Here is a 24,877-nt window from a genome sequence, read left to right as displayed (position 1 = left end):
GGGCGGGTGCGCCTGTTCCGGATCAACGTCCCGCACAGGCGCGGCGTTCCCCACGGCGAACCGCTTTTCCCAGGCTTCTCCTCCCCAGACGCTACCTTCCGGCCACGTCCCCGTCCGGTGGGGGCCGTCTTGTGTGCCGGTATCGTTGCTGGCGGTCGGCCGTTTCGTAGACTTCCCCGTATCCCGGGGTGCGAAGCATTTGTACGACCGCACAAACGCTCTCCCGAGCGACCGCACGACACCTCCCCGAGAAAGGGCCCCGCCGTGGCCGAGTCCGTGGCCGAGACCGTCACCGAGTCCCCGGCCAAGCGCCTGGTCGTCCTGGTCTCCGGATCCGGCACCAATCTGCAGGCGCTCCTCGACGCCATCGCGGAAACATCCGCCGCCGCTTACGGAGCGGAGGTCGTCGCGGTCGGCGCCGACCGCGACGGCATCGAGGGTCTCGCCCGCGCCGAGCGCGCCGGGCTGCCCACCTTCGTGTGCCGCGTCAAGGACTACGAGAGCCGGGACGCGTGGGACGCGGCCCTCACCGAGGCCGTCGGCGCGTACGAGCCCGACCTCGTCGTCTCCGCCGGGTTCATGAAGATCGTGGGGAAGGCGTTCCTCGCGCGGTTCGGCGGGCGGTTCGTCAACACCCATCCCACCCTGCTCCCGAGCTTTTCCGGAGCCCACGGTGTCCGCGACGCGCTCGCGTACGGCGCCAAGGTCACAGGTTGCACCGTCCACTTCGTCGACGACGGCGTCGACACCGGACCGATCATCGCTCAGGGAGTGGTGGAGGTCCGGGACGAGGACGACGAGAGCGCTCTGCACGAGCGCATCAAGGAAGTCGAGCGAAGGCTGCTCGTCGAGGTCGTGGGGCGGATCGCCCGCAACGGCTACCGCATTGAGGGACGAAAGGTAGTAATTCAGTGACCGCCGAGAGCACCAAGCGGCCCATCCGGCGCGCGCTCGTCAGCGTCTACGACAAGACCGGGCTGGAGGATCTCGCCCGCGGGCTCCACGAGGCCGGCGTCGAGCTCGTCTCCACCGGGTCCACCGCCGCGAAGATCGCTGCCGCAGGCGTTCCCGTCACCAAGGTCGAGGAACTGACGGGCTTCCCCGAGTGCCTGGACGGCCGGGTCAAGACCCTGCACCCCAAGGTGCACGCGGGCATCCTCGCCGACCTGCGCCTGGACAGTCACCGCCGGCAGCTTGCCGAGTTGGGCGTCGAGCCGTTCGACCTCGTCGTCGTCAACCTCTACCCCTTCCGTGAGACCGTCGCCTCGGGGGCGTCCCCCGACGAGTGCGTCGAGCAGATCGACATCGGCGGGCCCTCCATGGTCCGCGCCGCCGCCAAGAACCACCCGTCCGTTTCCGTGGTGACCAGCCCGGCCCGGTATGCCGACGTCCTGGCCGCGGTCCGTGACGGCGGCTTCGACCTCTCCGCCCGCAAGCGGCTCGCCGCGGAGGCCTTCCAGCACACCGCCGCGTACGACGTGGCCGTCGCCTCCTGGTTCGCGTCCTCGTACGCGCCCGTCGACGAGGCCGCCGACAACGGCTCCGCCGCGGGTGTCCTCCCGGACTTCCTGGGCGCCGCCTACGAGCGCAAGAACACCCTGCGCTACGGCGAGAACCCGCACCAGCCCGCAGCCCTCTACGTCGACACCGCGTCCATCAGCGGTTCGGCCGCGGGCGGTGGCCTCGCCGGGGCCGAGCAGCTGCACGGCAAGGAGATGTCGTACAACAACTACACGGACACGGACGCCGCGCGCCGTGCCGCGTACGACCACGACGAGCCCTGCGTCGCGATCATCAAGCACGCCAACCCCTGCGGTATCGCGATCGGCGCGGACGTCGCCGAGGCGCACCGCAAGGCGCATGCCTGCGACCCGCTGTCCGCGTTCGGCGGTGTCATCGCCGTCAACCGGCCGGTGAGCCGGGAGATGGCCGAGCAGGTCGCCGAGATCTTCACCGAGGTCATCGTCGCGCCGGACTACGAGGAGGGCGCGCTGGAGACCCTCACCAAGAAGAAGAACATCCGGGTGCTGAAGGCCCCGAACGGTCCGTCGAACCCGGTCGAGATCAAGCAGATCGACGGCGGCGCGCTCCTCCAGATCGCCGACCGGCTCCAGGCCGAGGGCGACGATCCCGCCCACTGGACCCTCGCGACGGGCGAGGCGCTCTCCGCCGCCGAACTGCGCGAACTCGCCTTCGCGTGGAAGGCCTGCCGGGCCGTCAAGTCCAACGCGATCCTGCTCGCCAAGGACGGTGCCTCGGTCGGCGTGGGCATGGGTCAGGTCAACCGCGTGGACTCCTGCAAGCTCGCCGTCGAGCGGGCGGGCGAGGAGCGGGCCCGTGGTTCGTTCGCCGCCTCGGACGCCTTCTTCCCGTTCCCCGACGGACCGGAGATCCTGATCGCCGCGGGCGTCAAGGCCATTGTCCAGCCCGGCGGTTCGATCCGTGACGAACTGGTCGTTCAGGCCGCGCAGAAGGCCGGCGTGACCATGTACTTCACGGGCGCACGCCACTTCTTCCACTGACCAGCGCGCACGACAAGGGCCGTGTCCTTCCCACTCGTCGGGGAGGACACGGCCCTTTGCGTGGGGAGTGTTCGGTTCAGTAGCGCGGGCGGTTGAACCAGGTGCCGGCCGCACCGTTGACCATCGAGGCGAGGATGATGCCCGCGATGGCGAGGGAGATGAGACCGCCGAAGGTGGCGGAGCCGTTAGCCCCGTTCACCAGGTTGCCGATGCCGCCGAGGATCATCAGTGACGCGTACACGATCGTGGTGATACGGATGCCGCTACCACCGGTCTTGAACTTGACGCCCAGGAAGATGGACAGGGCGCCCAGCGCCAGCAGGAGCACCGCGACGAGGATGCCGATGCCGGCGAGGGCGCCGGTGTCGTCGCCCGAACCGATGCCGCTGGACACGTCCTGGGCGGCGCCGACGATGATGCCGAAGATGAGGCCGAACAGGAGCTGGAAGCCGGAGAGGATGAAGAGCAGCACGCGCGCGGTCTTCATCAGGCCGGGCATCTCCATGGGAGCGCCATAGCCGTACTGGGGAACCGGCGGGGCGGCGGGGTAGCCGTAACCGGGCTGGCCCTGGGGCGGGGCCGGCTGACCCTGGGGAGGGGTCTGGTAGCCGTATCCGGGCTGCTGCTGGCCCTGTGGGGCGCCGTAGGGGTTGTTCGGGTCGCCAAAGCTCATGGCGATCTTCCTCCGTAGTTCAAGTGCGGGGACGACGCGCGGCACCGTTCGGAGGAGAGTTCAACAGTGCGGTCCGTCCCCCCGGCACTGCCCGCGACACTGTGTGCTCATCGTTCTTTAATGGGGCATTACTTGTCCAGCCGCATTCACCAGGTGTTGTGCAAGAGCAACATTGGCGATCACTGCTGGACGAAGGCCGGGTCGCCCGGAGGTACCCGGATCGGAGCAGGCGTTACCCGGATTGGAACCGGGGGCGGGTCATCCGGGAGGATGGGTCCATGACCGCCCAGATTCTCGATGGCAAGGCCACCGCAGCCGAGATCAAGTCCGATCTGACCGCCCGCGTCGCGGCGCTCAAGGAGAGGGGCGTCACGCCCGGCCTCGGCACGATCCTGGTCGGGGACGACCCCGGCAGCCGGAAGTACGTCGCGGGCAAGCACCGCGACTGCGCGGAGGTCGGCATCGCGTCGATCCAGCGCGAACTGCCCGCGACCGCCACGCAGGAGGAGATCGAGGCGGTCGTCCGCGAGCTCAACGAGGACCCGGCCTGCACGGGTTACATCGTGCAGCTCCCGCTGCCCAAGGGCATCGATGAGAACCGGATCCTGGAGCTGATGGACCCGGACAAGGACGCGGACGGTCTGCACCCGATGAACCTCGGCCGCCTGGTCCTGAACGAGCCGGCACCGCTGCCCTGCACCCCGAACGGCGTGCTCACCCTGCTGCGCCGCTACGGCGTGGAGATCAAGGGCGCCGAGGTCGTGGTCGTCGGCCGGGGTGTGACCATCGGGCGTCCGATGCCGCTGCTGCTGACGCGACGCAGCGAGAACGCCACGGTCACCCAGTGCCACACCGGCACCCGTGACCTCTCGGCGCACCTGAAGCGGGCCGACATCATCGTCGCCGCGGCGGGCTCCGCGCATCTGATCCGGGCCGAGGACGTCAAGCCGGGCGCGGCCGTCCTCGACGTCGGCGTCTCGCGCAACGCCGAGGGCAGGATCGTCGGCGATGTCCACCCCGACGTCGCCGAGGTGGCCGGCTGGATCTCCCCGAACCCGGGCGGCGTGGGCCCGATGACCCGCGCCCAGCTCCTCGTCAACGTGGTCGAGGCGGCGGAGCGCAGTGTCGGCTGAGAGCAGGCCCGAGGGGATCCGGAAGAAGGGGACCGCACAGCCGCGGGGAACCGGCTCCGAGTCCGCCGCGCCGGGCGCCGCCGGCGCTCCCGGTGCGCGGCGTGCCAACCGGCGGTTTCCGCGGTTCACACGGGACACCGCGCGGCCCGAGGGCGGCGGCCGGGCGGCGGCCGGTGACGCTCCCGCGCCCGCCCGGCAGTGGCCGATCCTCGCCGTGCTGGGCGCCGTCGGTCTCGGGCTCCTGCTGACCGCGCTGGGCACGTTCCGTTTCGGAACGATCCTGATCGGTGCCGCACTGCTGGGCGGTGCCGTGATGCGCTGGGTGCTGCCGGACGTCGGCATGTTGGCGGTGCGTTCCCGCTTCACGGACATGGTCACGTACGCCCTTCTGGGCGTCGTCATCGTGCTGCTCGCGATGATGGCCCAGCCGAACCCCTGGCTGGTGATCCCGTTCCTGGACGACACGCTGCACTTCACGATCCGCACCTGAGCCCCGTGCGTCCGGGTCCGCGGGCGCGCACCACGGCGGGCCGTTGCTTCCTCGGAAGGAACGGCCCGCCGCCCTATGAGCGGCGGCTCGGCCGTGTCCGTTCGGCCGGGAGGCAGTTGACGCCCCATTGCGGACGCCCCTGCCGGGGAAACGCGACGTGACGGCGCCCGGCCTCTCCCCCGTGGGAGGCCGGGCGCCTCGGGCGGTGGAGCCGCCCGAGGACCACCCTCATGGACCTGCGGGGGCCGTTCAACACCTGACGGTTCGCTGTGGCATGGAAGTGACCGTTCCGCTACGGTGTCCGGGCTCCGCAACCGGATGGTGAAGACCGAACGCCGCGGTGTGATCCGCGAGTTGCCCCGGCCGCCGGGGCGTCGACACCGCTCGGCGTTCCACGGGCGGTCTGATCCTCCCGTGCCTGCCGAGGTCTCCACTGTGACCCCATTGTGTCGATACGTTGACAAGTTCGAGGATGTGCGCCGAATCATCCGTGCGGCGGAGTTAACGTGTCAGCCGGGACGGTCCGGGGCGTCCCGTGGGGTGACCCGAGGGGTCGCGTCCGGGGGGTACGAGAGGGACTGGGCGCGCGACCCGCGGGCATACGAGGACGCATGGCGCTGCCGGAATGCTTCCGTGCGCCCCCCGCCCAGGGAGCTGAGTTCCTGCCCGGACGCATCCCTGTGGGTAGCCAGAACGGGGACTCGGCGGCGGGCGCCACGCACGGGGAAAAGACCGCACGAAACCGGGGGGAAAGAGGGGGAAGCGATGCCGCGTTGGAAGGCCTTACCCGATGAACTCGACCCGCAACTCAGGGAGTTCGCAAGCCAGTTGCGCAGGCTCGTTGACCGTAGCGGGCTGAACGTCTCCGCAGTGGCCGACCGCACCGGCTACAGCAAGACGTCCTGGGAGCGTTATCTCAACGGCCGGCTGCTCGCACCCAAGGGCGCGGTCGTCGCACTGGCCGAGGTGACCGGAACCAATCCCATTCACCTGACAACGATGTGGGAGCTGGCCGAGCGCGCCTGGAGCCGCTCGGAGATGCGCCACGACATGACCATGGAGGCCATCCGGATATCCCAGGCGCGTGCCGCGCTAGGGGAGTTCGGCGCGGCTCCCGAGATGAACGGGCGCGGTGGCAGGACGGCCCGTGGCGTCACGGCGACCGCGGGACCGGCCGGGGTGGTGCCGACCGTGCCGCTGCAGCCGACGGCCGCGGAGGCCCGGGACGCCGAGGGCGACGCACGGGCCTCGCAGGGTGGTTCCGCGGGCGGTGACTCGCAGGGACTCGCCGGGCGTCAAGGGGCGCCGCAGACCGGTGGGCGGCCCGCCCGGACACCGGGGGCGTACGGACCGGTGACGGCCGGCGATCCCCCTCGCGACAGGGGCCCGGACACCGGCGGTTCGTCGGAGGGGGCGCGCCGCAAGCGGCGGCCGGTGATGTTCGTCGCGGGCGTCGTCGGGGCCCTCGTGGTGATCGCGGCGGCCTACTTCTTCTTCTTCGCCGAGGGTGACGGCAAGAAGGGCGGGGGTGCGGCGGATCCCTCCCCCACCTCGACGAGCCCGGCCCGCGCCCTGCCGGCCGGCGTCAAGTGCAGCGGCGCGGACTGTACCGGCAAGGACCCGGAGGACATGGGCTGCGGCGGCACTCTGGCGCGGACCACCACCAGCGTCACCGTCGGCGCGGCCCTCGTCGAGGTCCGCTACAGCAAGACGTGCGGTGCGGCGTGGGCCCGGATCACCCGGGCGGCGCAGGGTGACACCGTCAAGGTGTCCGCGGGCAGGGCGGCCGGGCAGACCGGCTCGGTCGGCGCCGCCGGGGACACGGACGCGTACACCCCGATGGTGGCCGTGAAGGACGCGGCGGAGGCGAAGGCCTGCGTGTCGCTGCGGTCGGGGAAGCAGGGGTGTACGACCTGACCAGGGGGACAGGTGTGCGGAAGGGGCTCGTGCGTCCCTCGGCGAAAACAATCGCCGTACGAGACGCATGAGCGTCCCGACACGGGGCATGCGGACCGTACCCCCCCACGGGAGTCCAGCAGTGCCGGGAGGCCGACAGCCTCCCGGCCGGACACCGCACGGCGGTCGCCCGGCACCCCTTCTCCCGGACAGGCGGCTGTCGTCCCGCGCGGGGTGTGGGCTGGGCCACAGGGACCCGGCCGTCCGGGATTCCGGATGCGCGATAGCCTGACCGCTGGATCTCTCTTGACGCCAAGTGATCGATCATTCGCATCAGTGATCGATCATCGCGGCCGGCGCCGGTCACAAGCCGGAGCGGGGATCCCGCACCCTCCGGGGCGACCAAGCCCCCCACCGCCAGCTGTCATACGGAGAACGCCATGACCCGCACTCCCGTGAATGTCACCGTCACCGGCGCGGCCGGCCAGATCGGCTACGCGCTGCTGTTCCGCATCGCCTCCGGCCAGCTGCTCGGCGCGGACGTGCCGGTCAAGCTGCGCCTCCTGGAGATCACCCCGGCGCTGAAGGCCGCCGAGGGCACGGCGATGGAGCTGGACGACTGCGCGTTCCCGCTCCTGCAGGGCATCGAGATCAGCGACGACCCGAACGTCGCCTTCGACGGCGCCAACGTCGCCCTCCTCGTGGGCGCCCGCCCGCGTACGAAGGGCATGGAGCGCGGTGACCTGCTCGAGGCCAACGGCGGCATCTTCAAGCCGCAGGGCAAGGCCATCAACGACCACGCCGCGGACGACATCAAGGTCCTCGTCGTCGGCAACCCGGCCAACACGAACGCGCTGATCGCCCAGGCCGCCGCCCCGGACGTACCGGCCGAGCGCTTCACCGCGATGACCCGCCTGGACCACAACCGCGCGCTGACCCAGCTCGCGAAGAAGACGGGCACCACGGTCGCCGACATCAAGCGTCTGACGATCTGGGGCAACCACTCCGCCACCCAGTACCCGGACATCTTCCACGCCACGGTCGCCGGCAAGAACGCCGCCGAGGTCGTGAACGACGAGAAGTGGCTGGCCGAGGACTTCATCCCGACCGTCGCCAAGCGCGGCGCGGCCATCATCGAGGCCCGCGGCGCCTCGTCGGCCGCCTCCGCCGCCAACGCCGCCATCGACCACGTCCACACCTGGGTCAACGGCACCGCCGAGGGCAACTGGACTTCCATGGGCATCCCCTCGGACGGCTCCTACGGCGTCCCGGAGGGCCTGATCTCCTCCTTCCCGGTCACCTGCAAGGACGGCAAGTACGAGATCGTCCAGGGCCTGGACATCAACGAGTTCTCCCGCGCCCGCATCGACGCGTCGGTGAAGGAGCTGCAGGAGGAGCGCGAGGCCGTTCGCGCCCTCGGCCTCGTCTGAGCCTTCGCGGTTCTGCCGCGACCCACCGCAGGCGTCGTTCCGCCCGGAACGGGGCCTGCGGCCGTTTCCGCCGCCGCGCCGCTGCCGGTCAGCGAACGCCCGGGTCCGCCAGCCGCTTCTCGAACCAGTGGGCGGCGTAGACGTTGTCGTCGTACCGGGGAATCTCGATGTATCCGCAGGCCCGGTACATCGCCTGCGCCTCGGTGAGCACCGCGTGCGTGTCGAGGCGTACGACGTGACAGTCGCGCCGGAGGGCTTCCTGTTCCAGTCCGCCGAGCAGCCGCCGTGCGAGCCCCAGCCGCCGCGCGGCGGGGTGCACCCACACATGCCGGATCTCGCCCACGCCGGGTTCGAGTCGCCGTACCGCCCCGCAGCCCACCGGCCACCCCTCCTCGTACGCGACGAGGAAGGCGCCGGCGTCCCCGGACACCTCCTCGGGCCGTACCAGGGCGGCTTTGTCGAAGCCTTCGGGGAACCGCTCACCGATGTCGGCGGCGTACGCGTCCAGACAGGCGCGGGCGACCGCGGAGGCCCCGTCGACGACCTCGACGCGGATGCCCGCCAGCCGCAGCAGCCGCTGCGCGGTGGCCATCGCCCCGGTCAGCTCGGCACGCTGTCGCGGGGCGAGGCCGTCGAGCAGTCCGGCCACCAGCGCGTCGGCCCGCCGGTTCTGCTCCCCTACCTCGACGAGCCCGGCCGGGGTCAACTCCACGATCCGCAGCCGGTTGTCGTCGGGATGGACGCTCAACCGCACCATCCCCTGCGCCTGAAGCGCCTTCGTCATCCGGCTCAGATACCCGGCGTCGAGACCGAGCCGGCTCCTGAGCTCCCGCAGGGACACCCCGTCACCGATCTCGAACAGCAGGCGTGCCTCGCCGAGCGGTCGGCCCTGACCCAGGTAGTGGTCGTCGAGCGCACCGATCCTGCGGGTGAGGTACCGGTTGAACCGGCGGAAGGCCGCCACGTGTTCCGTCGCCGATGGCTCCATAAATCTTTGACCCTAGTCAAAGGAATTTCGGGTGTCCATGCCGGACGGGGCGAGGAGCCGGCGGTGCCGGGCGGGCTCAGGTCTGCCGCAGCTCGCTCCTGAACTTCGAGACGTCCAGGGTCTGGCTCGTGGGCGGGGTCTGTGACGGGACCGGCTTGCCGTACTCCGTGAAGGTCAGGCTGAAGTCCATGCCGGGTCCCTTCTGGGCCGCGCGGTAGAGGCGGTGCGGCGTGTTCGCCGTGACGTACAGCGTCGATGTCGTGGAGCCCGTCCGGGAGATCAGCGGGATCACCTTCGTGCCGTTCAGGGTCGTCTGCGCGCCCTGCTCCAGGGATCGTGGCTGGGACGCCGTGGCGCCCCGCTGGAGGGACTTGAGGTTGCATACCGCCGCCACGCCTCGAAGGAGGGTGTCGGACGCCGGGCCATGGATGTAGCGGTTCTTGAACGCCTGGGCCGCGTGAGTGCCCTGCTGGCCGGGCAACTCCACCTTCCAGAACGTCTCGTCCGGTTTCAGCCAGACGTCGTCGCCGTGCTTGACGATCTTCACGGTGCCCCCGTGCGCACCCATCGTCATGACGCCGGTGCAGTTGCCGTACCGGTCGAGCGAGATGCTCAGCGCCGCCGGACGGGTGAAGTTGGTCGACGTTTCCGGGCTCCGGTCCACGTAGTTGAGCCGTACCGAGTCCGCCTTCCGCAGCCCCTCCCGCGCCTGCTCGGCCAGTTGCTGTGGGCTCGGGTTTCCGCCGGTCTCGGCCCAGGCGGTGGCCCCCGAGGAGAGGAAGAGCGCCGCGGTCGCGGCCGTCGCCGTACATGTCGTCGCTATCGCGAGGCCATGGTTCACGGTCATTGCGTCACCTCCGTGGGTGCACCCATCGCCCACCGTACGTTTGTCCCCTTTCGCCCGCATGTTCAGTGACGCAGCGCACTTTCGGCCATGGAATGCGCATGTATCCCCGACCTGGGGGCAGGCGCAGCCGGTGCCCGAGCGTGACCCACTGGTGACGCAGGGGAATCGAACAGGAACGGAAGGCAAGCACCGATCATGGCCCGACAGCAGGCGCGGCAGGCGCAGCAGACGATCCACGTCGACGGCGAATGGCGCGAAGCCGTCTCCGGCGCCGCCCGCGAGATCCTGGATCCCGCGGATGCCACGCCGTTCGCCCTGGTGGCGGAGGGTGACGAGCGGGACGCCGACGCGGCCGTCGCCGCGGCCCGCCGCGCCTTCGACGAGGGCCCCTGGCCGCGTACGTCCACCGCCGAGCGCGCCGCACTCCTGCATCGCGTCGCCGGCCTCCTCATGCGTGACCGCGAGGAGTTGGCACTCCTGGAGAGCCGGGACGCGGGCAAGACCGTGGAAGAGGGCCGGGTCGACATCGACTGCGTCGCCGACGCCTTCGGCTACTTCGCCGACCTGGTCGTCGCCGAGAGCACGGGCCGTGTCGTCGACGCGGGCTCACCCGACATCCACAGCGTCGTCGTGCATGAGCCCGTCGGCGTCTGCGCCCTGATCACGCCCTGGAACTACCCGCTGTTGCAGGCGAGTTGGAAGATCGCACCCGCGCTCGCAGCCGGCAACACCTTCGTGATCAAGCCGAGCGAGATCACCCCGCTGACCACCGTCGCCCTGATCGAGCTGCTCGTCGAGGCCGGGCTGCCCGCCGGAGTCGCGGGCATCGTCACCGGCCCCGGGCCCTCGGTCGGCGCCCGGCTCGCCGAGCACCCCGGCGTCGACCTCGTCTCCTTCACCGGCGGCCTCACGAGCGGTACCAAGGTCGCGCAGGCCGCCGCCGCGGGCGTCAAGAAGGTCGCCCTCGAACTCGGCGGCAAGAACCCCAACGTCGTCTTCGCCGACGCCTGCGCCACCGACGACGGCTTCGACACCGCCGTCGACCAGGCCCTCAACGCCGCCTTCATCCACAGCGGGCAGGTCTGCTCGGCGGGCGCCCGCCTCATCGTCGAGGAGTCCGTGCGCGAGCGCTTCGTCGCCGAACTGGCCCGCCGCGCAGGCCGGATCCGCCTCGGCCGCGGCACCGAGAAGGGCGTCGAGTGCGGCCCGCTGGTCTCCGCGCGGCAGCGCGAGCGGACCGAGGAGTACGTCGCCTCCGCACTCGCCGAGGGTGCGGTGCTGCGTTGCGGCGGCAGGCGGCCGGAGTCGAGCGAGACCAGGCCGGCCACCGGTTACTTCTACGAGCCGACCGTCCTCGACCAGTGCCACCGGGAGATGAAGGTCGTACGGGAAGAGGTCTTCGGGCCCGTCCTGACCGTGGAGACCTTCTCCACGGAGGACGAGGCGGTGGCGCTCGCCAACGACACCGAGTACGGGCTCGCCGGCGCCGTCTGGACCGCCGACGCCGGCCGCGCCCGCCGGGTCGCCGGCCGGATGCGCCACGGCACCGTCTGGATCAACGACTTCCACCCCTACCTCCCGCAGGCGGAGTGGGGCGGTTTCGGCAAGAGCGGCGTCGGCCGCGAACTGGGACCCGCGGGCCTCGCCGAGTACCGCGAGGCCAAGCACGTCTACCAGAACCTGGCGCCGAAGCCGGTCCGCTGGTTCGCGGGCTGAACCCGGCCGCTCACCCCTCGACCGCCCACCTCCCCACCTCGGCACCTTGGAGCAACCTCCCATGCACCAGACCACGCACACCTACGACTACGTCGTCATCGGCGGCGGCACGGCGGGCTCCGTCATCGCCTCCCGCCTCACCGAGAACCCGGACGTCACCGTGGCCGTCATCGAGGGCGGCCCCAGCGACGTCGGCCGCGACGACGTTCTCACCCTGCGCCGCTGGCTGGGCCTGCTGGGCGGCGAACTCGACTACGACTACCCGACCACCGAGCAGCCGCGCGGCAACTCGCACATCCGGCACAGCCGCGCCCGGGTGCTCGGCGGCTGCTCCTCGCACAACACGCTGATCTCGTTCAAGCCGCTGCCGTCCGACTGGGACGAGTGGGAGGCCGCCGGCGCCAAGGGCTGGGGTGCCGTCCCGATGGAGGCGTACTACGCCCGCCTCCTCAACAACATCGTCCCGGTCGACGAGAAGGACCGGAACGCCATAGCCCGCGACTTCGTGGACGCGGCCCAGGCGACGCTCGGCGTCCCGCGCGTCGAGGGCTTCAACAAGAAGCCGTTCACCGAGGGCGTCGGCTTCTTCGACCTCGCCTACCACCCCGAGGACAACAAGCGCTCCAGCGCGTCGGTGGCGTATCTGCACCCGGTGATGGACGAACGCCCCAACCTGACACTCTTCCTGGAGACCTGGGCGTACCGGCTGGAGATGGACGGCACCCGGGCCGAGGGCGTGCACGTGCGCACCAAGGACGGCGAGGAGATCCTCGTGCGGGCCGGACGCGAGGTCGTGCTGTGCGCGGGTGCCGTCGACTCCCCGCGGCTGCTGCTGCACTCCGGTATCGGCCCGAAGGAAGACCTGGAGAAGCTCGGCATACCCGTCGTCCACGACCTGCCGGGCGTCGGCGAGAACCTGCTCGACCACCCCGAGTCGGTGATCGTGTGGGAGACGCACGGCCCGATCCCGGAGAACTCCGCGATGGACAGCGACGCCGGGCTCTTCGTGCGCCGCGACCCCGAACACGCGGGCCCCGACCTGATGTTCCACTTCTACCAGATCCCGTTCACGGACAACCCGGAGCGTCTCGGCTACGAGCGGCCGGAGTTCGGCGTCTCCATGACCCCGAACATCCCCAAGCCCAAGAGCCGCGGCCGCCTCTATCTGACGAGCGCCGACCCGGAGGAGAAGCCGGCGCTCGACTTCCGCTACTTCACCGACGAGGACGACTACGACGGCCGCACCCTGGTGGACGGGATCAGGATCGCCCGCGAGATCGCGAAGACAGAGCCGCTGGCCGGCTGGCTCAAGCGGGAGGTGTGCCCCGGCCCGGAGATCACCGGCGACGAGGAACTGAGCGCCTACGCCCGCCAGGTCGCCCACACCGTCTACCACCCGGCGGGGACCTGCCGCATGGGCGCGGAAGGTGATCAACTGGCTGTGGTCGACCCCGAGTTGAAGGTCATCGGGCTTGACGGCATTCGCGTCGCCGACGCGTCGGTCTTCCCGACCATGACCGCGGTGAACCCCATGATCGGGGTACTGATGCTGGGGGAGAAGGCCGTTGACCTGATCGGGGGCGATGCGTGATGAGTACGACCGTCCATGACTCCACGGGCACGGCCGTGTTCTCGGTGGAGGGTCTGTGGAAGGTGTTCGGCTCCAACGCGGAGCGCGTGCCGGCCGACCCGGAACTCACCTCGCTGAGCCCAGCCGAACTACGCGAACGCACCGGCTGCACGGCCGCCATCCGTGATGTGGGCTTCGACGTCCGCAAGGGCGAGGTCTTCGTCATCATGGGGCTGTCCGGCTCCGGCAAGTCCACACTCGTGCGCTGCCTGACCCGGCTCATCGAGCCGACCGCGGGCACCATCGCCATCGACGGCGAGGACGTCCGGGCCATGGACAAGGCCCGGCTGCGCGAACTGCGCCGTCATCGGGCCGCGATGGTCTTCCAGCACTTCGGCCTGCTGCCGCACCGCACGGTCCTCGACAACGTGGCCTACGGCCTGGAGATCCAAGGTGTGGGCAGGGCCGAGCGCCGGGAGAGGGCCGCCGCCTTCGTCGCCAAGGTCGGCCTGGAGGGCATGGAACAGCGACGCCCCGCCCAGCTTTCGGGCGGCCAGCGGCAGCGGGTCGGGCTCGCCCGCGCACTCGCCGTCGACCCCGAAGTGCTCCTGTTCGACGAGCCGTTCAGCGCGCTCGACCCACTGATCCGGCGTGACATGCAGGAGGAGGTGGTCCGGCTGCACCGCGAGGAGGGCCGCACGATGGTCTTCGTCACGCACGACCTGAGCGAGGCCCTCAAACTCGGCGACCGCATCGCCCTGATGCGCGACGGCCGCCTGGTGCAACTGGGCACCCCTGAGGAGATCGTGGGCTCCCCGGCCGACGACTACGTCCGCGAGTTCGTCCGGGACGTGCCGCGTGAGCAGGTGCTGACCGTCCGTACCGCCATGCGCCCCGCCTCCGCCCAGGAGGCGGCGGGCGGCCCGGCGCTGTCGCCGGACGCGACTGTGTCCGAGGCCATCGAGGCGGTCGCCCGCACTGGATCACCGGCCCGGGTCATGGACGACGGACGCTGTCTGGGAGTCGTCGACCACGACCGGCTGCTCCGCGTCGTGGCGGGGGCCGAACAGCGTCCGGAACCCGTCGAGAAGGCGGCTTGATGGCCACTCTCACCACCACCGCCCCCCGCACCGCCCTTCCCGCCCTCCTCAAGAACCGGGCCGTCGGCAAGCTGCTGGTGCTCGCCCTCGCCGCGGCGGTCCTCGTGCCCCTGGCGAACGCCCGATGGGCGAGCGGCAGTTGGCCGCACGCACTGACCGTGGACCTGTCCGGGCCGCTCGCCCGGACCAGCGACTGGATCATCGACAACCGAGACAGCCACCCCCTCTTCCTCTACTTCTTCGGCCACCTCAGCAACGCCGTCGTCCTCTCCGTACGCGCCGTCTACCTCACGCTGCTCGCGGCCGGCTGGGCGGGCGTGACGGCCGCCGCCGGGCTGCTGGCATGGCGGGTCGCGGGCGTGCGACTGGCCCTCGGGACGGCGGCCGGGTTCCTCGCCTGCGGTCTGCTCGGCATGTGGGTGCCCACCATGCAGACGCTGGCACTCATGGTGGTCGCGGTACTCGCCTCGGTCGTGCTCGGCGCGCTGCTCGGGCTCGCCGCCGGCCTGTCGGACCGTACCTTCCGGGCCCTGCGGCCCGTCCTCGACACCATGCAGGTGTTCCCGGCGTTCGCCTACCTCCTGCCTGTCGTCCTGGTCTTCGGCATCGGCGTCCCCGCGGCCGTCCTCGCCACGGTCGTCTACGCGGCCCCGCCGATGGCCCGGCTCACCGCGCTCGGGTTGCGCGACGCCGACAAGGAGGTCCTGGAAGCGGTCGAGTCGCTCGGCACCACCGCGCGCCAGCGCCTGCTGACCGCCCGCCTCCCGCTGGCCCGCAGGGAACTGCTCCTCGGCCTCAACCAGGCGATCATGATGGCGCTGTCCATGGCGGTCATCGCCTCCGTGATCGGCGGCGGCGGCCTCGGCGACCGCGTCTACCAGGCGCTCGCCTCCGTGGACGTGGGCGCCGCGCTCGCCGCCGGCATCCCGATCGTGCTGCTCGCGGTCGTCCTGGACCGGGTCACGGGCGCGGCGGGCGAGGCAGCGGGCCCTCGCCCCGGCGGCCGGGCCGGCTGGGCGTACGCCGCCGGGGCCACCGTCGCCGTCGCCCTGATCGCACGTCTGACCGGCCGCCTGGACTGGCCCGGGTCCTGGACCGTGCGCATCGCCGAGCCGGTGAACCGCGTCGTCGACTGGATGACCGCTCACCTCTACTCGGGCCTCCCGTACGTGGGCGGCACCGCCGACTGGGCGGGCCACTTCACCACCTGGATCCTGGACCCCGTCCGAGCAGGCCTGCAGTGGCTGCCCTGGTGGTCGGTCCTGCTCCTCGTCGCCGCGATCGCCTGGCTGATCGGCACCTGGCGCACCGCGCTCACCGCCGTCCTCGCGATGGCCGCGACCGGTGTGCTCGGCGTGTGGAAGCCGTCGCTCGACACGCTGTCCCAGGTACTGGCGGCCGTCGCCGTCACCCTCGTCCTCGGCTTCGCGACCGGGATCGCCGCCGCCCGCAGCGACCGTTTCGAGCGGCTGCTGCGTCCGGTCCTGGACGTCTTCCAGACGCTTCCGCAGTTCGTGTATCTGATCCCGGTCGTCGCGCTCTTCGGCGTCGGCCGCGCACCCGCCGTCGCGGCGGCGATCGTGTACGCGCTCCCCGCCGTCGTCCGCATCACGGCCCAGGGCCTGCGCCAGGTAGACCCGGCAGCCCTGGAGTCGGCCCGCTCGCTCGGCGCGACCAGCGGCCAGCAGTTGCGCCAGGTCCAGCTTCCGCTGGCCCGCTCCGCCCTGCTGCTCGCCGTCAACCAGGGCGTGGTGCTGGTCCTCGCCGTCGTCATCATCGGCGGCCTGGTCGGCGGCGGCGCGCTCGGCTACGACGTCGTCTTCGGCCTCGCCCAGGGCGATCTGGCGACCGGTCTGGTGGCCGGCGCGGCGATCGTCTGCCTCGGCCTCATGCTCGACCGGGTGACCCAACCCACCGGGCGGCGCGCGAAGAAGGGAGCGTGACATGACCCCTCGTACCTTCGGCGTCTCTCGCCGTACGGCGCTCACGGCGGCCGTGGCCGCCCTGGCGCTGACCACCGGTTGCGGCGCCGCGGACATGACCAAGCAGGCCTCGCCCTTCGCGGGCGCGCAGGGCGCGAAGACCGTGACCCTGTCCGTGCAGTCATGGGTGGGCGCGCAGGCCAACGTGGCCGTGGCCCAGTACATCCTGGAGCACAAGCTCGGCTACCGCGTCGACACCGTCCAGGTCGACGAGGTGCCGGCCTGGGACGCCCTCAGTCAGGGCCGGGTCGACGCGATCCTGGAGGACTGGGGCCACCCCGACCAGGTGAAGCGGTACGTCGACGACAAGAGGACGATCACGCGCGGCGGCGACCTCGGGGTCACCGGTCACATCGGCTGGTACGTGCCGACGTACTTCGCCCGGCAGCACCCCGACGTCACCGACTGGAAGAACCTCGACAAGTACGCGTCGCAACTGCGGACCGCGGAGAGCGGAGGCAAGGGTCAGTTGCTTGACGGCTCGCCCTCCTATGTCACCAACGACAAGGCGCTGGTGAAGAACCTGAAGCTGAACTACCAGGTGGTGTTCTCGGGTTCGGAGGCGGCACAGATCACCCAGATCAAGCAGTTCGCGAAGGAGCGCAAGCCCTTCCTCACGTACTGGTACACACCGCAGTGGCTGCTCAAGAAGGTCCCGATGACCGAGGTGAAGCTGCCGCCGTACAAGGAGGGCTGCGACGCGGACGCGGCGAAGGTCGCCTGCGCCTACCCGCGCACCCCGCTGCAGAAGTACCTGAACGCCGACTTCGGGAAGAACGGCGGCAAGGCCGCGGCCTTCCTGAAGAAGTTCACCTGGACCACCCAGGACCAGAACGAGGTCGCGCTGATGATCGCCGACCAGAAGCTGACCCCGGAACAGGCCGCGAAGAAGTGGGTGGACAGCCATCCCTCGACGTGGCGGGCTTGGCTGTCCTGATAGTCCGGGCACGTCCACGGGCTCGGTGTACGACGGCTGTCCGTCGGCGTGCATCCGCCCACGGCATCGGCCTGACCATCGACGTACCGGACGAGGCCCTGATGGCTCTCACCCTCGACGCCGACCACCCGCTGCCCAGCGGAACCGTCCACTACGCGGCGCCGTTCGGCATCTGATCACCCGCCGGGCGGGGCATCTCAGGATCCCTGCCCGTCTTTTCTCCTGTCCCTGGGGCAGCGGCGGAAAAATTCGTTGCACCCCCAACTCCCGCACCGTTAACGTGCGTGCGCCCCAACCGCCCAAGGAAGGCGAGCCGTTGTCCATCCGGTAGTTCCCACCAGCGCTCAACCCGTCGCGCCCGCGCAGCTTCTGCGCGCCGCGCGCCTTTTTGCTGTGGATTTCTCACCGGAATTGGTGCACCTCTGTGTCAGAACTCTGGCTTGTCATGCCCACTCGCCTTCCGCTCATCCGCCGCCGCTGCTACGGCTGCGCGTCCGAGCGCTTCCGTACGAGCGGCAAGTTCCGCGTCAACGCCCACCACAAGCTCCTCGACGCCTGGCTCCTCGCCCTGTGCACCGGCTGCGGTGCGACCGCGAAGTTCCCTGTGCTGGAGCGGATGGGCGTTCGTTCCATACGCCGTGACCTGCTCGACCGCCTTCACGGCAACGACCCTCAGCTCGCCGCCGAGTTGCTCCTGAAGCACCAGAGCCGGATCCCGCTCAACTGGGACGGCGCGTGGCGGCTGGACACGGGCACGCCCGACCGGGGCGACGTGCTGGACGTCGCCGTGCACTTCGAGGCCCCGATTCCCGTGCGACCGGTGCGGCTGATCGCGGCCGGTCTCGGTCTGCCCCGCGCCGAGGCCGAACGGCTGGTCGTCGACGGGAAGTTGGTCTCCGTCATCCGTCTCACCGGAAAGACGGCCGCCGACTTCGGCTTCACCCTCAAGCGCTGAGCGGCCTCGGGGATGTGAGGCGGGTGCGTGCCTCACATCCCCGGGCCGACGGTCCGAAGCGCCCTGCCCGGGCCGAGGTCGGACCCGGGCCCGTCGCCTCAGGAGTTCGGGACGCCGGTGGAACGCCGTACTCCGCCCACCGTGAGCAGGGCCAGGACGGCGAGGGCCGCACCGATCCACAGGACACTCGCGGTGGCGATGCTGTCGACCGCGAAACCACCGAAGAGGGCGCCGAGGGCGATGGACAGGTTGAACGTGGAGACGTACAGCGAGGAGGCGGCCTCCGTGGCGTTCGGCGCCGCGTCCAGGATCCAGGTCTGGAAGGTGACCGGCACCGCGCCGTAGCCCAGGCCCCACAGGACCAGGACGGCGCCGGCCGTCAGAGCGCTGTGGCCGACCAGGGCGAGCAGCACCATGGCGACGGTGAGAACCACGCCGATGCCCACGACGGTCTGCCGCAGCCGCTCGGCCACGAGGGCGCCGGCGATGAAGTTGCCGCAGATGCCCGCGACACCGAAGGTCAGCAGCAGCGCGCCGACCATGCCGTCGGCGACGCCGTCGCCCTGGAGGATGGGGCGGACGAACGTGTAGGCCAGGAAGTGGCCGGTGATGACCAGGAAGGTGAGGGCGACACCGGTCCGGACACCGGCGTTGCCCTTGAAGACCTTGGGCAGGTCGCCGAAGGTGATGGTCCGCTCGGCGGGCACCCTCGGCATCAGGAAGACCATGCAGACCAGGGAGACCAGGCCGAGGGTGCCCACGGCGGCGAAGGCGGTACGCCAGCCGCTGAGGGCACCGATGAAGGTGCCGGTCGGGACGCCCAGGACGGACGCGGTCTCGACGCCGCCGAAGATGACGGCGGTGGCGCGGGCGACGTGCTTCTCCGGTACGAGCCGCAGGGCGATGCCGCCCGCGATGGACCAGAAGCCGCCGACGCTGATGCCGATCAGGAACCGGGCGATCAGGACCACGGCGAAGCTGGTGGCGAAGGCGGAGGCGAGGTTCGCGGCGCCGACCAGGCCGATCAGGACGGCCAGGGCGATCCGGCGGTCGACGCGGCCGGTGGCCACGGTGACCAGCGGCGCCGAGACGGCGGCGACCAGTCCGGGGACGGTGACCATCAGGGCCGCGGTGCCCTCGGAGACGTCGAGCGCGGAGCCGACGGGCGTGAGGAGACCGACGGGGAGGAGTTCCGAGGTCATCAGGGAGAAGATGCCCAGGGTCACCGCCAGGACCGCGAGCCAGCCCTTGACGGGGGACCGCCCGGATGTGGTGGCAGGGGTGGGGAGCGGGGTTTCGAGCGTTGGCACGGCTGTGTCAGCCCTTCGTGGGAAGCGGGCCCGAGGAATGGTCCGGACATGCCACGGGCGGTGGCGCCGGGGCGGCCACCGCCCGTGGAGGGAGGAACGGGACTCTTACTCGGTGCCGGGGGTCTTGCGCGTGGTCACGTTCATGCGGTTCCACGCGTTGGTCGTGAAGATCAGTGCGATGAGCTGGGCGAGTTCGGACTCTTCGAAGTGCTTGGCTGCGGTGTCGTAGACCTCGTCCGAGACGCCTTCGGGCAGAAGGGTGACGGCCTCGGTCAGGGCGAGCGCGGCCCGTTCCTTCTCGGTGAAGAGACTCGACTCCTCCCAGGCGGTGAGCTGATAGATCCGCTCCTCCGACTCACCGGCCTTGCGGGCGTCCGAGGTGTGGTAGTCGATGCAGTACGCGCACCGGTTGATCTGCGAGGCGCGGATCTGCACCAGCTCCACGAGGACCGGGTCGAGTCCCGCGCGGGCGGCGGCGTCGAGAGCGAGAACGGCCTTGAAAACCTTGGGGGCCACGGTCGAGAAGTTCATGCGCTGCGGCACGTTGAACGTTGTCATGCAACGACCGTAAGCGCGGAAACGACCCACGCTAGGGTGCATTCTCATGGCAGGAACACGGGTCAATTTCCCAGAGTCCGCGGCCGACGACGAGGAACCGACGGAAGCCGCCGGAACCGACCTCCACCTGGAGTTGTCGGGTGAGGGAAGCCGCCGCGCACAGCTCACGCACGCACTGCGGGACGCCATTCGCTCCGGTCGGCTCGTCCCCGGCACCCGCCTCCCCCCGTACCGCGGACTCGCCCGCGACCTGGGCATCGCCCGCAACACCGTCGCCGACGCCTACGCCGAACTCGTCGAGGAGGGCTGGCTCTCCGCCCGCCAGGGTTCCGGCACCCGGGTCGCCCCACGCGCGGTGCCCCATCCCGACCAGGAACGCCGCCCCCAGCGCCGGACCCGCCGGCGCATCCTGCACGACCTCATGCCCAGTTCCCCCGACGCCGCCGCCTTCCCCCGCGCGGCCTGGCTGACCTCGGCCCGGCGGGCCGTCTCCGCCGCCCCCAACGACGCCTTCGGCGTGGCCGATCCGCGCGGGCGGCCCGAACTGCGTGAGGCGCTCGCCGAATACCTGGCGCGCGCCCGCGGGGTCCGCGCCGATCCGGAACGGATCATGATCTGCTCGGGCTTCGCCCACGGGCTGCGGCTGCTCGGCAACGTCCGCGGCGGCACCGTAGCGGTCGAGTCCTACGGCCTGGACTTCCACCGCGCCACCGCGGAGGAGTCCGGGATGCGAACGGTGCCGCTGACCGTCGACGCGTACGGGGCCCGGATCGACGAACTACCGGGCACCGGCGCGCAGACCGTCCTGCTCACCGCCGCCCACCAGTTCCCCACCGGCGGGCCGCTGCACGCCGAGCGGCGGTCCGCGGTCGTCGACTGGGCGGGCTCCAGCGGCGGGCTGATCGTGGAGGACGACTACGACGGCGAGTTCCGCTACGACCGGCAGCCGGTCGGCGCGGTGCAGGGCCTCGACCCGGACCGCGTCGTCTACATCGGTTCGGTCAGCAAGAGTCTGTCACCGGCGCTGCGTCTGGGCTGGATGGTGCTGCCGGGCTGGCTGGTCGACGACGTCATCGCCGCCAAGGGGCCCCGGGAGATGTGGTCGGGCGTCGTCGACCAGCTCACACTGGCGGATTTCATCGCCTGCGGCGCGTACGACCGCCATTTGCGGCAGATGCGGCGTCACTACCGGCGGCGTCGCGACACGTTGGTGAAGACACTCGCCGAACGAGCACCGCACATCAGCGTCAGCGGCATCTCGGCCGGACTGCACGCCGTACTCGAACTGTCCGAGGGCACCGAGGAAGCGGCGCTGCGGGCCGCCCGCCGGCAGGGCCTCGCCATGGACGGGCTGCGCCCCTACCGGCACCCGGACAGCTCGATGCCGCCCCGGGACGGTCTCGTCATCGGTTACGGGACACCGATGGACCACGCCTTCGGGGCGGCCCTGGACGCGCTCTGCCTGTCGCTGCCCGACCCGGAACTCGACGAGGAACCTGGCGAGGCGCCGGTCCGGGGCCGCGCGGGCCGCCGCCTGGGGCAGGGGGCCGGCTGAGCGGGCCGAGCCGACCCGGCCCAGGCCGCGAAGAAGTGGGTGGACAGCCACACAGCCACAGCCGCCCCTCGACCTGCCCGGCGCGGCTGTCCTGATCAGCCCTGCCGCAGCCGCGCCGCGATCTCGGCCAGTGCCGCCGCCGCCCGGCGCTGCAGCCCGGGACCGAAGGTGATGCGTGTGGCCCCTAGTTCTCCGAGTTCACCGAGTTCGCTGGGCGAAGGGCCCGAGCCGTCGATCCGGACGAACACGTTGAGCGGCCCCTTGATCCCGGCCCGCAGCAGAGGGAGCACCTTCGCCGGGACGCCGAGCGGGTAGACGCAGTCGGCGCCGGCGGCGACGTACAACCCGGCCCGTTCGATGGCCTGTTCGGGGTTTCCGTCACCGTGCAGGAACGTGTCGACACGCGCGTTGAGGAAGAGCCGGTCGCCCGCCGCGGCCCGCACCTCGGCGAGCCAGTCGGCTTGCTCACGCGGGTCCTTGAGGACGCCCCGGTTCGAGTCCTCCAGGTTGCAGCCCACGACGCCCGCCTCCAGCAGACGTTCCACCAACTCCTTCGGCGCGAGCCCGTACCCGTCCTCCACATCGGCCGACACGGGCACGTCCACCGCGCGGGCGATCCGCGCGACCGCCGCGAACATCTCGTCGGCGGGCGTGCCCCCGTCCTCGTACCCGAGCGCGGCGGCGATCCCGGCGCTGGGCGTCGCGAGCGCCGGGAATCCGGCGTCCGCGCACACCCGTGCGGCGGCGGCGTCCCACGGTCCGGGCAGGACCAGGGGATCGCCCGGCAGCCGGCCGTGGTGCAGCGCGCGGAAGGTGTCGGTCTTGTTCACGGTGTGTAACCTCCGGGCGGGATTCGGCGGCTGACCATCAGCCGGTTCCAACCGTTGGTGACGGTGATCAGCCCGATGAGATGCGCGAGTTCGGCCTCGTCGAAGTGCTTGGCGGCCTTCTCGTACACCTCGTCCGGCACAAAGCCCTCGGTGAGGACGGTGACGGCCTCCGTCAGGGCGAGCGCGGCCCGCTCCCGCTCGTCGTAGAGGTCCTTCGTCTCCTCCCAGGCGTTGAGGAACTGGATGCGATCCTCCGACTCGCCGCCCTCGCGGGCTTGCCGGAGGTGCATGTCGAGGCAGAAGGCGCAGTGGTTGATCTGAGAGGCCCGGATCACCACCAGCTCGGCGAGCGTCGGGTCGCCGAGTCCCTTCTTCGCGGCCGCGCTCAGTGCGACCATCGCCCGGCCGACCTCGCGGTCCAGCAGCGTCGTACGGGTCACTTGTGCTGTCCCGGCTCGTAATGGCCCGGCGTCATGCGAGTCGTCACGCCGAACCGGTTCCATGCGTTGATCACCGTGATCACGGCGATAAGCTGCGCGAGTTCGGCCTCGTCGAAGTGCTTGGCGGTCTTCTCGTACACCTCGTCCGGCACGAACCCGTCGGTGAGGACGGTGACGGCCTCGGTCAGCTCGAGCGCCGCGAGCTCCTTCTCGGTGTAGAAGTGCCTCGACTCCTCCCACGCGCTGAGCTGCACGATCCGCTCGACGGTCTCACCGGCGGCGAGCGCGTCCTTGGTGTGCATGTCGAGGCAGAGCGCGCAGTGGTTGATCTGCGAGGCGCGGATCTTGACCAGCTCGTACAGCTTCGGGTCGAGGCCCTGCCGGGCGGCCGCGTCCAGCCGGACCATGGCCTTGAAGACCTCGGGGGCGTGCTTCGCCCACTGCAGCCGGGCGGGTTCTTCGGGGGCGTACCGGGCGTTGTCGTCTGTGCTCACGGCTCGACACTACGAACCAGGCAGCCCAGCGGTATGGTCCATTTCCATGGCGAATTCGTGGGCCGCTTTCGGGGTCGACCTCCATCTCGAACCGACCGGACGGGGCGTGCGCAAGGGCCTGACGGACGCCCTGCGGGAGGCGGTCCGCAGCGGCCGGCTGACCCCGGGAACACGACTGCCCTCCTCCCGCTCGCTCGCCGCCGACCTGGGCATCGCGCGCAACACGGTCGCCGACGCCTACGGGGACCTCGTCGCCGAGGGCTGGCTCACGGCACGCCAGGGTTCGGGAACCCGGGTGGCCGACAGCGCCTGGTCAAGGCCGCCGGCCGGGCCCGCCGCGCACCGGCCCCGCGAGCGCCGGGGCCCGGCCCACGACCTGGCGCCCGGCACCCCCGACCTGTCCTTCTTCCCCCGCACCGAGTGGCTCAGGGCCGCCCGCCGTGCCCTCGCGGCGGCGCCGAACGACGCCTTCGGCTACGGCGACCCGCGCGGCCGCGTCGAGCTGCGCACCGCGCTCGCGCGGTATCTGTCCCGGGCGCGCGGGGTGCGCGCCGACCCGGAACGGATCCTGGTGTGCGCGGGCTTCTCACACGGGCTGAAGATCCTCGGCGCGGTGCTGCGGGCACGCGACGTGCGGAGGGTCGCCGTGGAGTCGTTCGGGCTCGATGTCCACTGGAACCTGCTGGAGGCGTCCGGCTTGCGTACCGAGCCGCTGTCGTTCGACGAACGGGGAACCCGTACCGACGAGTTGGTGGACACGGTTGCCGTCCTGCTCACTCCCGCCCACCAGTTCCCGCTGGGCGTGCCCCTGCACCCCGACCGGCGGGCGGCCGTCGTCGACTGGGCACGGCGCACCGGCGCACTGGTGCTGGAGGACGACTACGACGGAGAGTTCCGCTACGACCGCCAGCCGGTCGGGGCGTTGCAGGGCTTGGACCCGGACCACGTGGTCTACCTGGGCACCGCCAGCAAGTCCCTGGCGCCCGCGCTGCGCCTGGGCTGGATGGTGCTGCCGCCGGCACTGGCGGAGGAGGTGGCGGCGGGGGAGATCGTGACGGACAGGTGCGGGGTGATGGACCAGCTGACGCTGGCGGAGTTCATCACCTCGGGCGCGTACGACCGCCATGTGCGCGCCGCCCGGCTGCGCTACCGGCGGCGCCGCGACGCCCTGGCCGAGGCGCTGGCCACCCGCGCCCCCGACGTCCGCGTCACGGGTATAGCGGCAGGACTGCACGCGGTGCTGCGCCTGCCACCCGGCACCGAGCGGACGGTGCTCCAGGCGGCGGCCTGGCAGGGCCTGGCGGTGCACGGTCTGCGGCGCTATCGCCACGCGCACGCCGTCGTCGAACCGCAGGACGCCCTGGTCGTGGGGTACGCCAGGCCGCCGGACCACGCGTGGGCGGGCGCGCTGGAGGCGCTGTGCAGGGTGTTGCCGTGACCGACGGGGAACG

Annotated in this window: 22 protein-coding genes and 1 pseudogene; 15 read left to right on the top strand and 8 right to left on the bottom strand. The window is 71.1% G+C overall.

All coding sequences use genetic code 11. From position 1 onward, the window contains the following. Positions 1-264: 264 nt before the first annotated feature. Both purN and purH read left to right on the top strand, forming a co-directional pair. Complete coding sequence (purN, locus tag ACWDEX_RS15945) at positions 265-915, top strand: phosphoribosylglycinamide formyltransferase (RefSeq protein WP_450463969.1); 651 nt, start codon at positions 265-267, stop codon at positions 913-915. Then, on the top strand, positions 912-2,522 hold the full coding sequence (purH, locus tag ACWDEX_RS15940; protein ID WP_450463968.1) for a bifunctional phosphoribosylaminoimidazolecarboxamide formyltransferase/IMP cyclohydrolase: 1,611 nt from the start codon (positions 912-914) through the stop codon (positions 2,520-2,522). Before purN ends, purH begins: the two co-directional genes overlap by 4 nt. A 76-nt stretch (positions 2,523-2,598) precedes the next feature. Here purH and ACWDEX_RS15935 read toward each other — a convergent pair whose 3' ends face one another. Further along, entirely contained in the window at positions 2,599-3,195 is a 597-nt protein-coding gene (locus ACWDEX_RS15935; protein WP_450463966.1) for a hypothetical protein, read from the bottom strand. Positions 3,196-3,473: 278 nt separating this feature from the next. Here ACWDEX_RS15935 and ACWDEX_RS15930 point away from each other — a divergent pair, with 278 nt between their 5' ends. The 4 genes from ACWDEX_RS15930 to ACWDEX_RS15915 all read left to right on the top strand — a co-directional run bounded on the left by ACWDEX_RS15930 (position 3,474) and on the right by ACWDEX_RS15915 (position 8,144). After that, a complete protein-coding gene (locus ACWDEX_RS15930; protein WP_450463965.1) occupies positions 3,474-4,328 on the top strand; it encodes a bifunctional methylenetetrahydrofolate dehydrogenase/methenyltetrahydrofolate cyclohydrolase in 855 nt (284 codons plus the stop codon). 16 nt (positions 4,329-4,344) lie between these two features. Further along, positions 4,345-4,818 carry a DUF3017 domain-containing protein gene (locus ACWDEX_RS15925; RefSeq protein ID WP_450464059.1) on the top strand — a complete coding sequence of 158 codons (474 nt, stop codon included), beginning with the start codon at positions 4,345-4,347 and terminating at the stop codon, positions 4,816-4,818. Positions 4,819-5,583: 765 nt separating this feature from the next. Continuing rightward, entirely contained in the window at positions 5,584-6,735 is a 1,152-nt protein-coding gene (locus ACWDEX_RS15920) for a DUF2690 domain-containing protein (RefSeq protein WP_450463964.1), read from the top strand. A gap of 419 nt (positions 6,736-7,154) precedes the next feature. Next, a complete protein-coding gene (locus ACWDEX_RS15915; RefSeq protein ID WP_450463962.1) occupies positions 7,155-8,144 on the top strand; it encodes a malate dehydrogenase in 990 nt (329 codons plus the stop codon). An 88-nt stretch (positions 8,145-8,232) separates the two neighbouring features. On the opposite strand, the gene ACWDEX_RS15910 is transcribed toward ACWDEX_RS15915, so the two are convergent. Both ACWDEX_RS15910 and ACWDEX_RS15905 read right to left on the bottom strand, forming a co-directional pair. Continuing rightward, the gene (locus ACWDEX_RS15910) at positions 8,233-9,132 is read right to left on the bottom strand and encodes a GNAT family N-acetyltransferase (RefSeq protein WP_450463960.1); all 900 of its coding nucleotides are present in this window, start codon (positions 9,130-9,132) and stop codon (positions 8,233-8,235) included. 76 nt (positions 9,133-9,208) lie between these two features. Then, positions 9,209-9,979, bottom strand: coding sequence for a hypothetical protein (locus ACWDEX_RS15905; RefSeq protein ID WP_450463959.1), 771 nt, complete (start codon positions 9,977-9,979; stop codon positions 9,209-9,211). Positions 9,980-10,174: 195 nt separating this feature from the next. Here ACWDEX_RS15905 and ACWDEX_RS15900 point away from each other — a divergent pair, with 195 nt between their 5' ends. From ACWDEX_RS15900 to ACWDEX_RS15870, 7 genes and pseudogenes are all read left to right on the top strand, one after another. Further along, positions 10,175-11,695 (top strand): aldehyde dehydrogenase family protein, encoded by a 1,521-nt coding sequence (locus ACWDEX_RS15900; RefSeq protein ID WP_450463957.1) that lies wholly within the window; start codon positions 10,175-10,177, stop codon positions 11,693-11,695. A gap of 61 nt (positions 11,696-11,756) precedes the next feature. Next, a complete protein-coding gene (locus ACWDEX_RS15895; protein WP_450463956.1) occupies positions 11,757-13,286 on the top strand; it encodes a GMC family oxidoreductase in 1,530 nt (509 codons plus the stop codon). Further along, the gene (locus tag ACWDEX_RS15890) at positions 13,286-14,365 is read left to right on the top strand and encodes a quaternary amine ABC transporter ATP-binding protein (protein WP_450463954.1); all 1,080 of its coding nucleotides are present in this window, start codon (positions 13,286-13,288) and stop codon (positions 14,363-14,365) included. The genes ACWDEX_RS15895 and ACWDEX_RS15890 overlap by 1 nt, the downstream gene beginning before the upstream one ends. Then, on the top strand, positions 14,365-16,308 hold the full coding sequence (locus ACWDEX_RS15885; protein ID WP_450463953.1) for an ABC transporter permease: 1,944 nt from the start codon (positions 14,365-14,367) through the stop codon (positions 16,306-16,308). Before ACWDEX_RS15890 ends, ACWDEX_RS15885 begins: the two co-directional genes overlap by 1 nt. Position 16,309: 1 nt before the next feature. Beyond that, positions 16,310-17,284, top strand: coding sequence for an ABC transporter substrate-binding protein (locus ACWDEX_RS15880; RefSeq protein WP_450463952.1), 975 nt, complete (start codon positions 16,310-16,312; stop codon positions 17,282-17,284). Positions 17,285-17,331: 47 nt separating this feature from the next. After that, positions 17,332-17,460 (top strand): annotated as a pseudogene (locus ACWDEX_RS15875) (GNAT family N-acetyltransferase); the annotation flags it as partial. A 269-nt stretch (positions 17,461-17,729) separates the two neighbouring features. Then, complete coding sequence (locus ACWDEX_RS15870) at positions 17,730-18,239, top strand: DUF1062 domain-containing protein (RefSeq protein ID WP_450463951.1); 510 nt, start codon at positions 17,730-17,732, stop codon at positions 18,237-18,239. Positions 18,240-18,337: 98 nt separating this feature from the next. Here ACWDEX_RS15870 and ACWDEX_RS15865 read toward each other — a convergent pair whose 3' ends face one another. After that, on the bottom strand, positions 18,338-19,549 hold the full coding sequence (locus ACWDEX_RS15865) for an MFS transporter (protein WP_450463950.1): 1,212 nt from the start codon (positions 19,547-19,549) through the stop codon (positions 18,338-18,340). A 105-nt stretch (positions 19,550-19,654) separates the two neighbouring features. Then, positions 19,655-20,107 carry a carboxymuconolactone decarboxylase family protein gene (locus tag ACWDEX_RS15860; RefSeq protein ID WP_450463948.1) on the bottom strand — a complete coding sequence of 151 codons (453 nt, stop codon included), beginning with the start codon at positions 20,105-20,107 and terminating at the stop codon, positions 19,655-19,657. Positions 20,108-20,153: 46 nt separating this feature from the next. Here ACWDEX_RS15860 and pdxR (ACWDEX_RS15855) point away from each other — a divergent pair, with 46 nt between their 5' ends. Further along, on the top strand, positions 20,154-21,662 hold the full coding sequence (gene pdxR / locus ACWDEX_RS15855) for a MocR-like pyridoxine biosynthesis transcription factor PdxR (protein ID WP_450463947.1): 1,509 nt from the start codon (positions 20,154-20,156) through the stop codon (positions 21,660-21,662). 95 nt (positions 21,663-21,757) lie between these two features. On the opposite strand, the gene ACWDEX_RS15850 is transcribed toward pdxR (ACWDEX_RS15855), so the two are convergent. From ACWDEX_RS15850 to ACWDEX_RS15840, 3 genes are read right to left on the bottom strand one after another with little or no spacing between them, the layout of a single operon-like run. After that, positions 21,758-22,492, bottom strand: a complete 735-nt coding sequence (locus ACWDEX_RS15850; protein WP_450463945.1) for an isocitrate lyase/PEP mutase family protein — start codon at positions 22,490-22,492, stop codon at positions 21,758-21,760. Then, positions 22,489-22,995 carry a carboxymuconolactone decarboxylase family protein gene (locus tag ACWDEX_RS15845; RefSeq protein ID WP_450463943.1) on the bottom strand — a complete coding sequence of 169 codons (507 nt, stop codon included), beginning with the start codon at positions 22,993-22,995 and terminating at the stop codon, positions 22,489-22,491. The genes ACWDEX_RS15850 and ACWDEX_RS15845 overlap by 4 nt, the downstream gene beginning before the upstream one ends. Continuing rightward, complete coding sequence (locus ACWDEX_RS15840; protein WP_450463941.1) at positions 22,929-23,426, bottom strand: carboxymuconolactone decarboxylase family protein; 498 nt, start codon at positions 23,424-23,426, stop codon at positions 22,929-22,931. Before ACWDEX_RS15840 ends, ACWDEX_RS15845 begins: the two co-directional genes overlap by 67 nt. 46 nt (positions 23,427-23,472) lie before the next feature. On the opposite strand from ACWDEX_RS15840, the gene pdxR (ACWDEX_RS15835) reads away from it, so the two are divergent. Further along, a complete protein-coding gene (gene pdxR / locus ACWDEX_RS15835) occupies positions 23,473-24,864 on the top strand; it encodes a MocR-like pyridoxine biosynthesis transcription factor PdxR (RefSeq protein ID WP_450463939.1) in 1,392 nt (463 codons plus the stop codon). Positions 24,865-24,877 lie beyond the last annotated feature (13 nt).

Source organism: Streptomyces sp. NPDC001020 (genome assembly GCF_053599115.1).
Note: the sequence above shows the minus strand (reverse complement) of the source record. Positions and strands in the feature narration are given on the sequence as shown.

Excerpts from the sequence above, each read along its gene's own strand:
- ACWDEX_RS15935 (WP_450463966.1), bottom strand. The coding sequence starts at position 3,195 with ATGAGCTTTGGCGACCCGAACAACCCCTACGGCGCCCCACAGGGCCAG.
- ACWDEX_RS15930 (WP_450463965.1), top strand. The coding sequence starts at position 3,474 with ATGACCGCCCAGATTCTCGATGGCAAGGCCACCGCAGCCGAGATCAAG.
- ACWDEX_RS15920 (WP_450463964.1), top strand. The coding sequence starts at position 5,584 with ATGCCGCGTTGGAAGGCCTTACCCGATGAACTCGACCCGCAACTCAGG.
- ACWDEX_RS15915 (WP_450463962.1), top strand. The coding sequence starts at position 7,155 with ATGACCCGCACTCCCGTGAATGTCACCGTCACCGGCGCGGCCGGCCAG.
- ACWDEX_RS15910 (WP_450463960.1), bottom strand. The coding sequence starts at position 9,132 with ATGGAGCCATCGGCGACGGAACACGTGGCGGCCTTCCGCCGGTTCAAC.
- ACWDEX_RS15905 (WP_450463959.1), bottom strand. The coding sequence starts at position 9,979 with ATGACCGTGAACCATGGCCTCGCGATAGCGACGACATGTACGGCGACG.
- ACWDEX_RS15900 (WP_450463957.1), top strand. The coding sequence starts at position 10,175 with ATGGCCCGACAGCAGGCGCGGCAGGCGCAGCAGACGATCCACGTCGAC.
- ACWDEX_RS15895 (WP_450463956.1), top strand. The coding sequence starts at position 11,757 with ATGCACCAGACCACGCACACCTACGACTACGTCGTCATCGGCGGCGGC.
- ACWDEX_RS15890 (WP_450463954.1), top strand. The coding sequence starts at position 13,286 with ATGAGTACGACCGTCCATGACTCCACGGGCACGGCCGTGTTCTCGGTG.
- ACWDEX_RS15885 (WP_450463953.1), top strand. The coding sequence starts at position 14,365 with ATGGCCACTCTCACCACCACCGCCCCCCGCACCGCCCTTCCCGCCCTC.
- ACWDEX_RS15880 (WP_450463952.1), top strand. The coding sequence starts at position 16,310 with ATGACCCCTCGTACCTTCGGCGTCTCTCGCCGTACGGCGCTCACGGCG.
- ACWDEX_RS15870 (WP_450463951.1), top strand. The coding sequence starts at position 17,730 with ATGCCCACTCGCCTTCCGCTCATCCGCCGCCGCTGCTACGGCTGCGCG.
- ACWDEX_RS15860 (WP_450463948.1), bottom strand. The coding sequence starts at position 20,107 with ATGACAACGTTCAACGTGCCGCAGCGCATGAACTTCTCGACCGTGGCC.
- pdxR (WP_450463947.1), top strand. The coding sequence starts at position 20,154 with ATGGCAGGAACACGGGTCAATTTCCCAGAGTCCGCGGCCGACGACGAG.
- ACWDEX_RS15845 (WP_450463943.1), bottom strand. The coding sequence starts at position 22,995 with ATGGAACCGGTTCGGCGTGACGACTCGCATGACGCCGGGCCATTACGA.
- pdxR (WP_450463939.1), top strand. The coding sequence starts at position 23,473 with ATGGCGAATTCGTGGGCCGCTTTCGGGGTCGACCTCCATCTCGAACCG.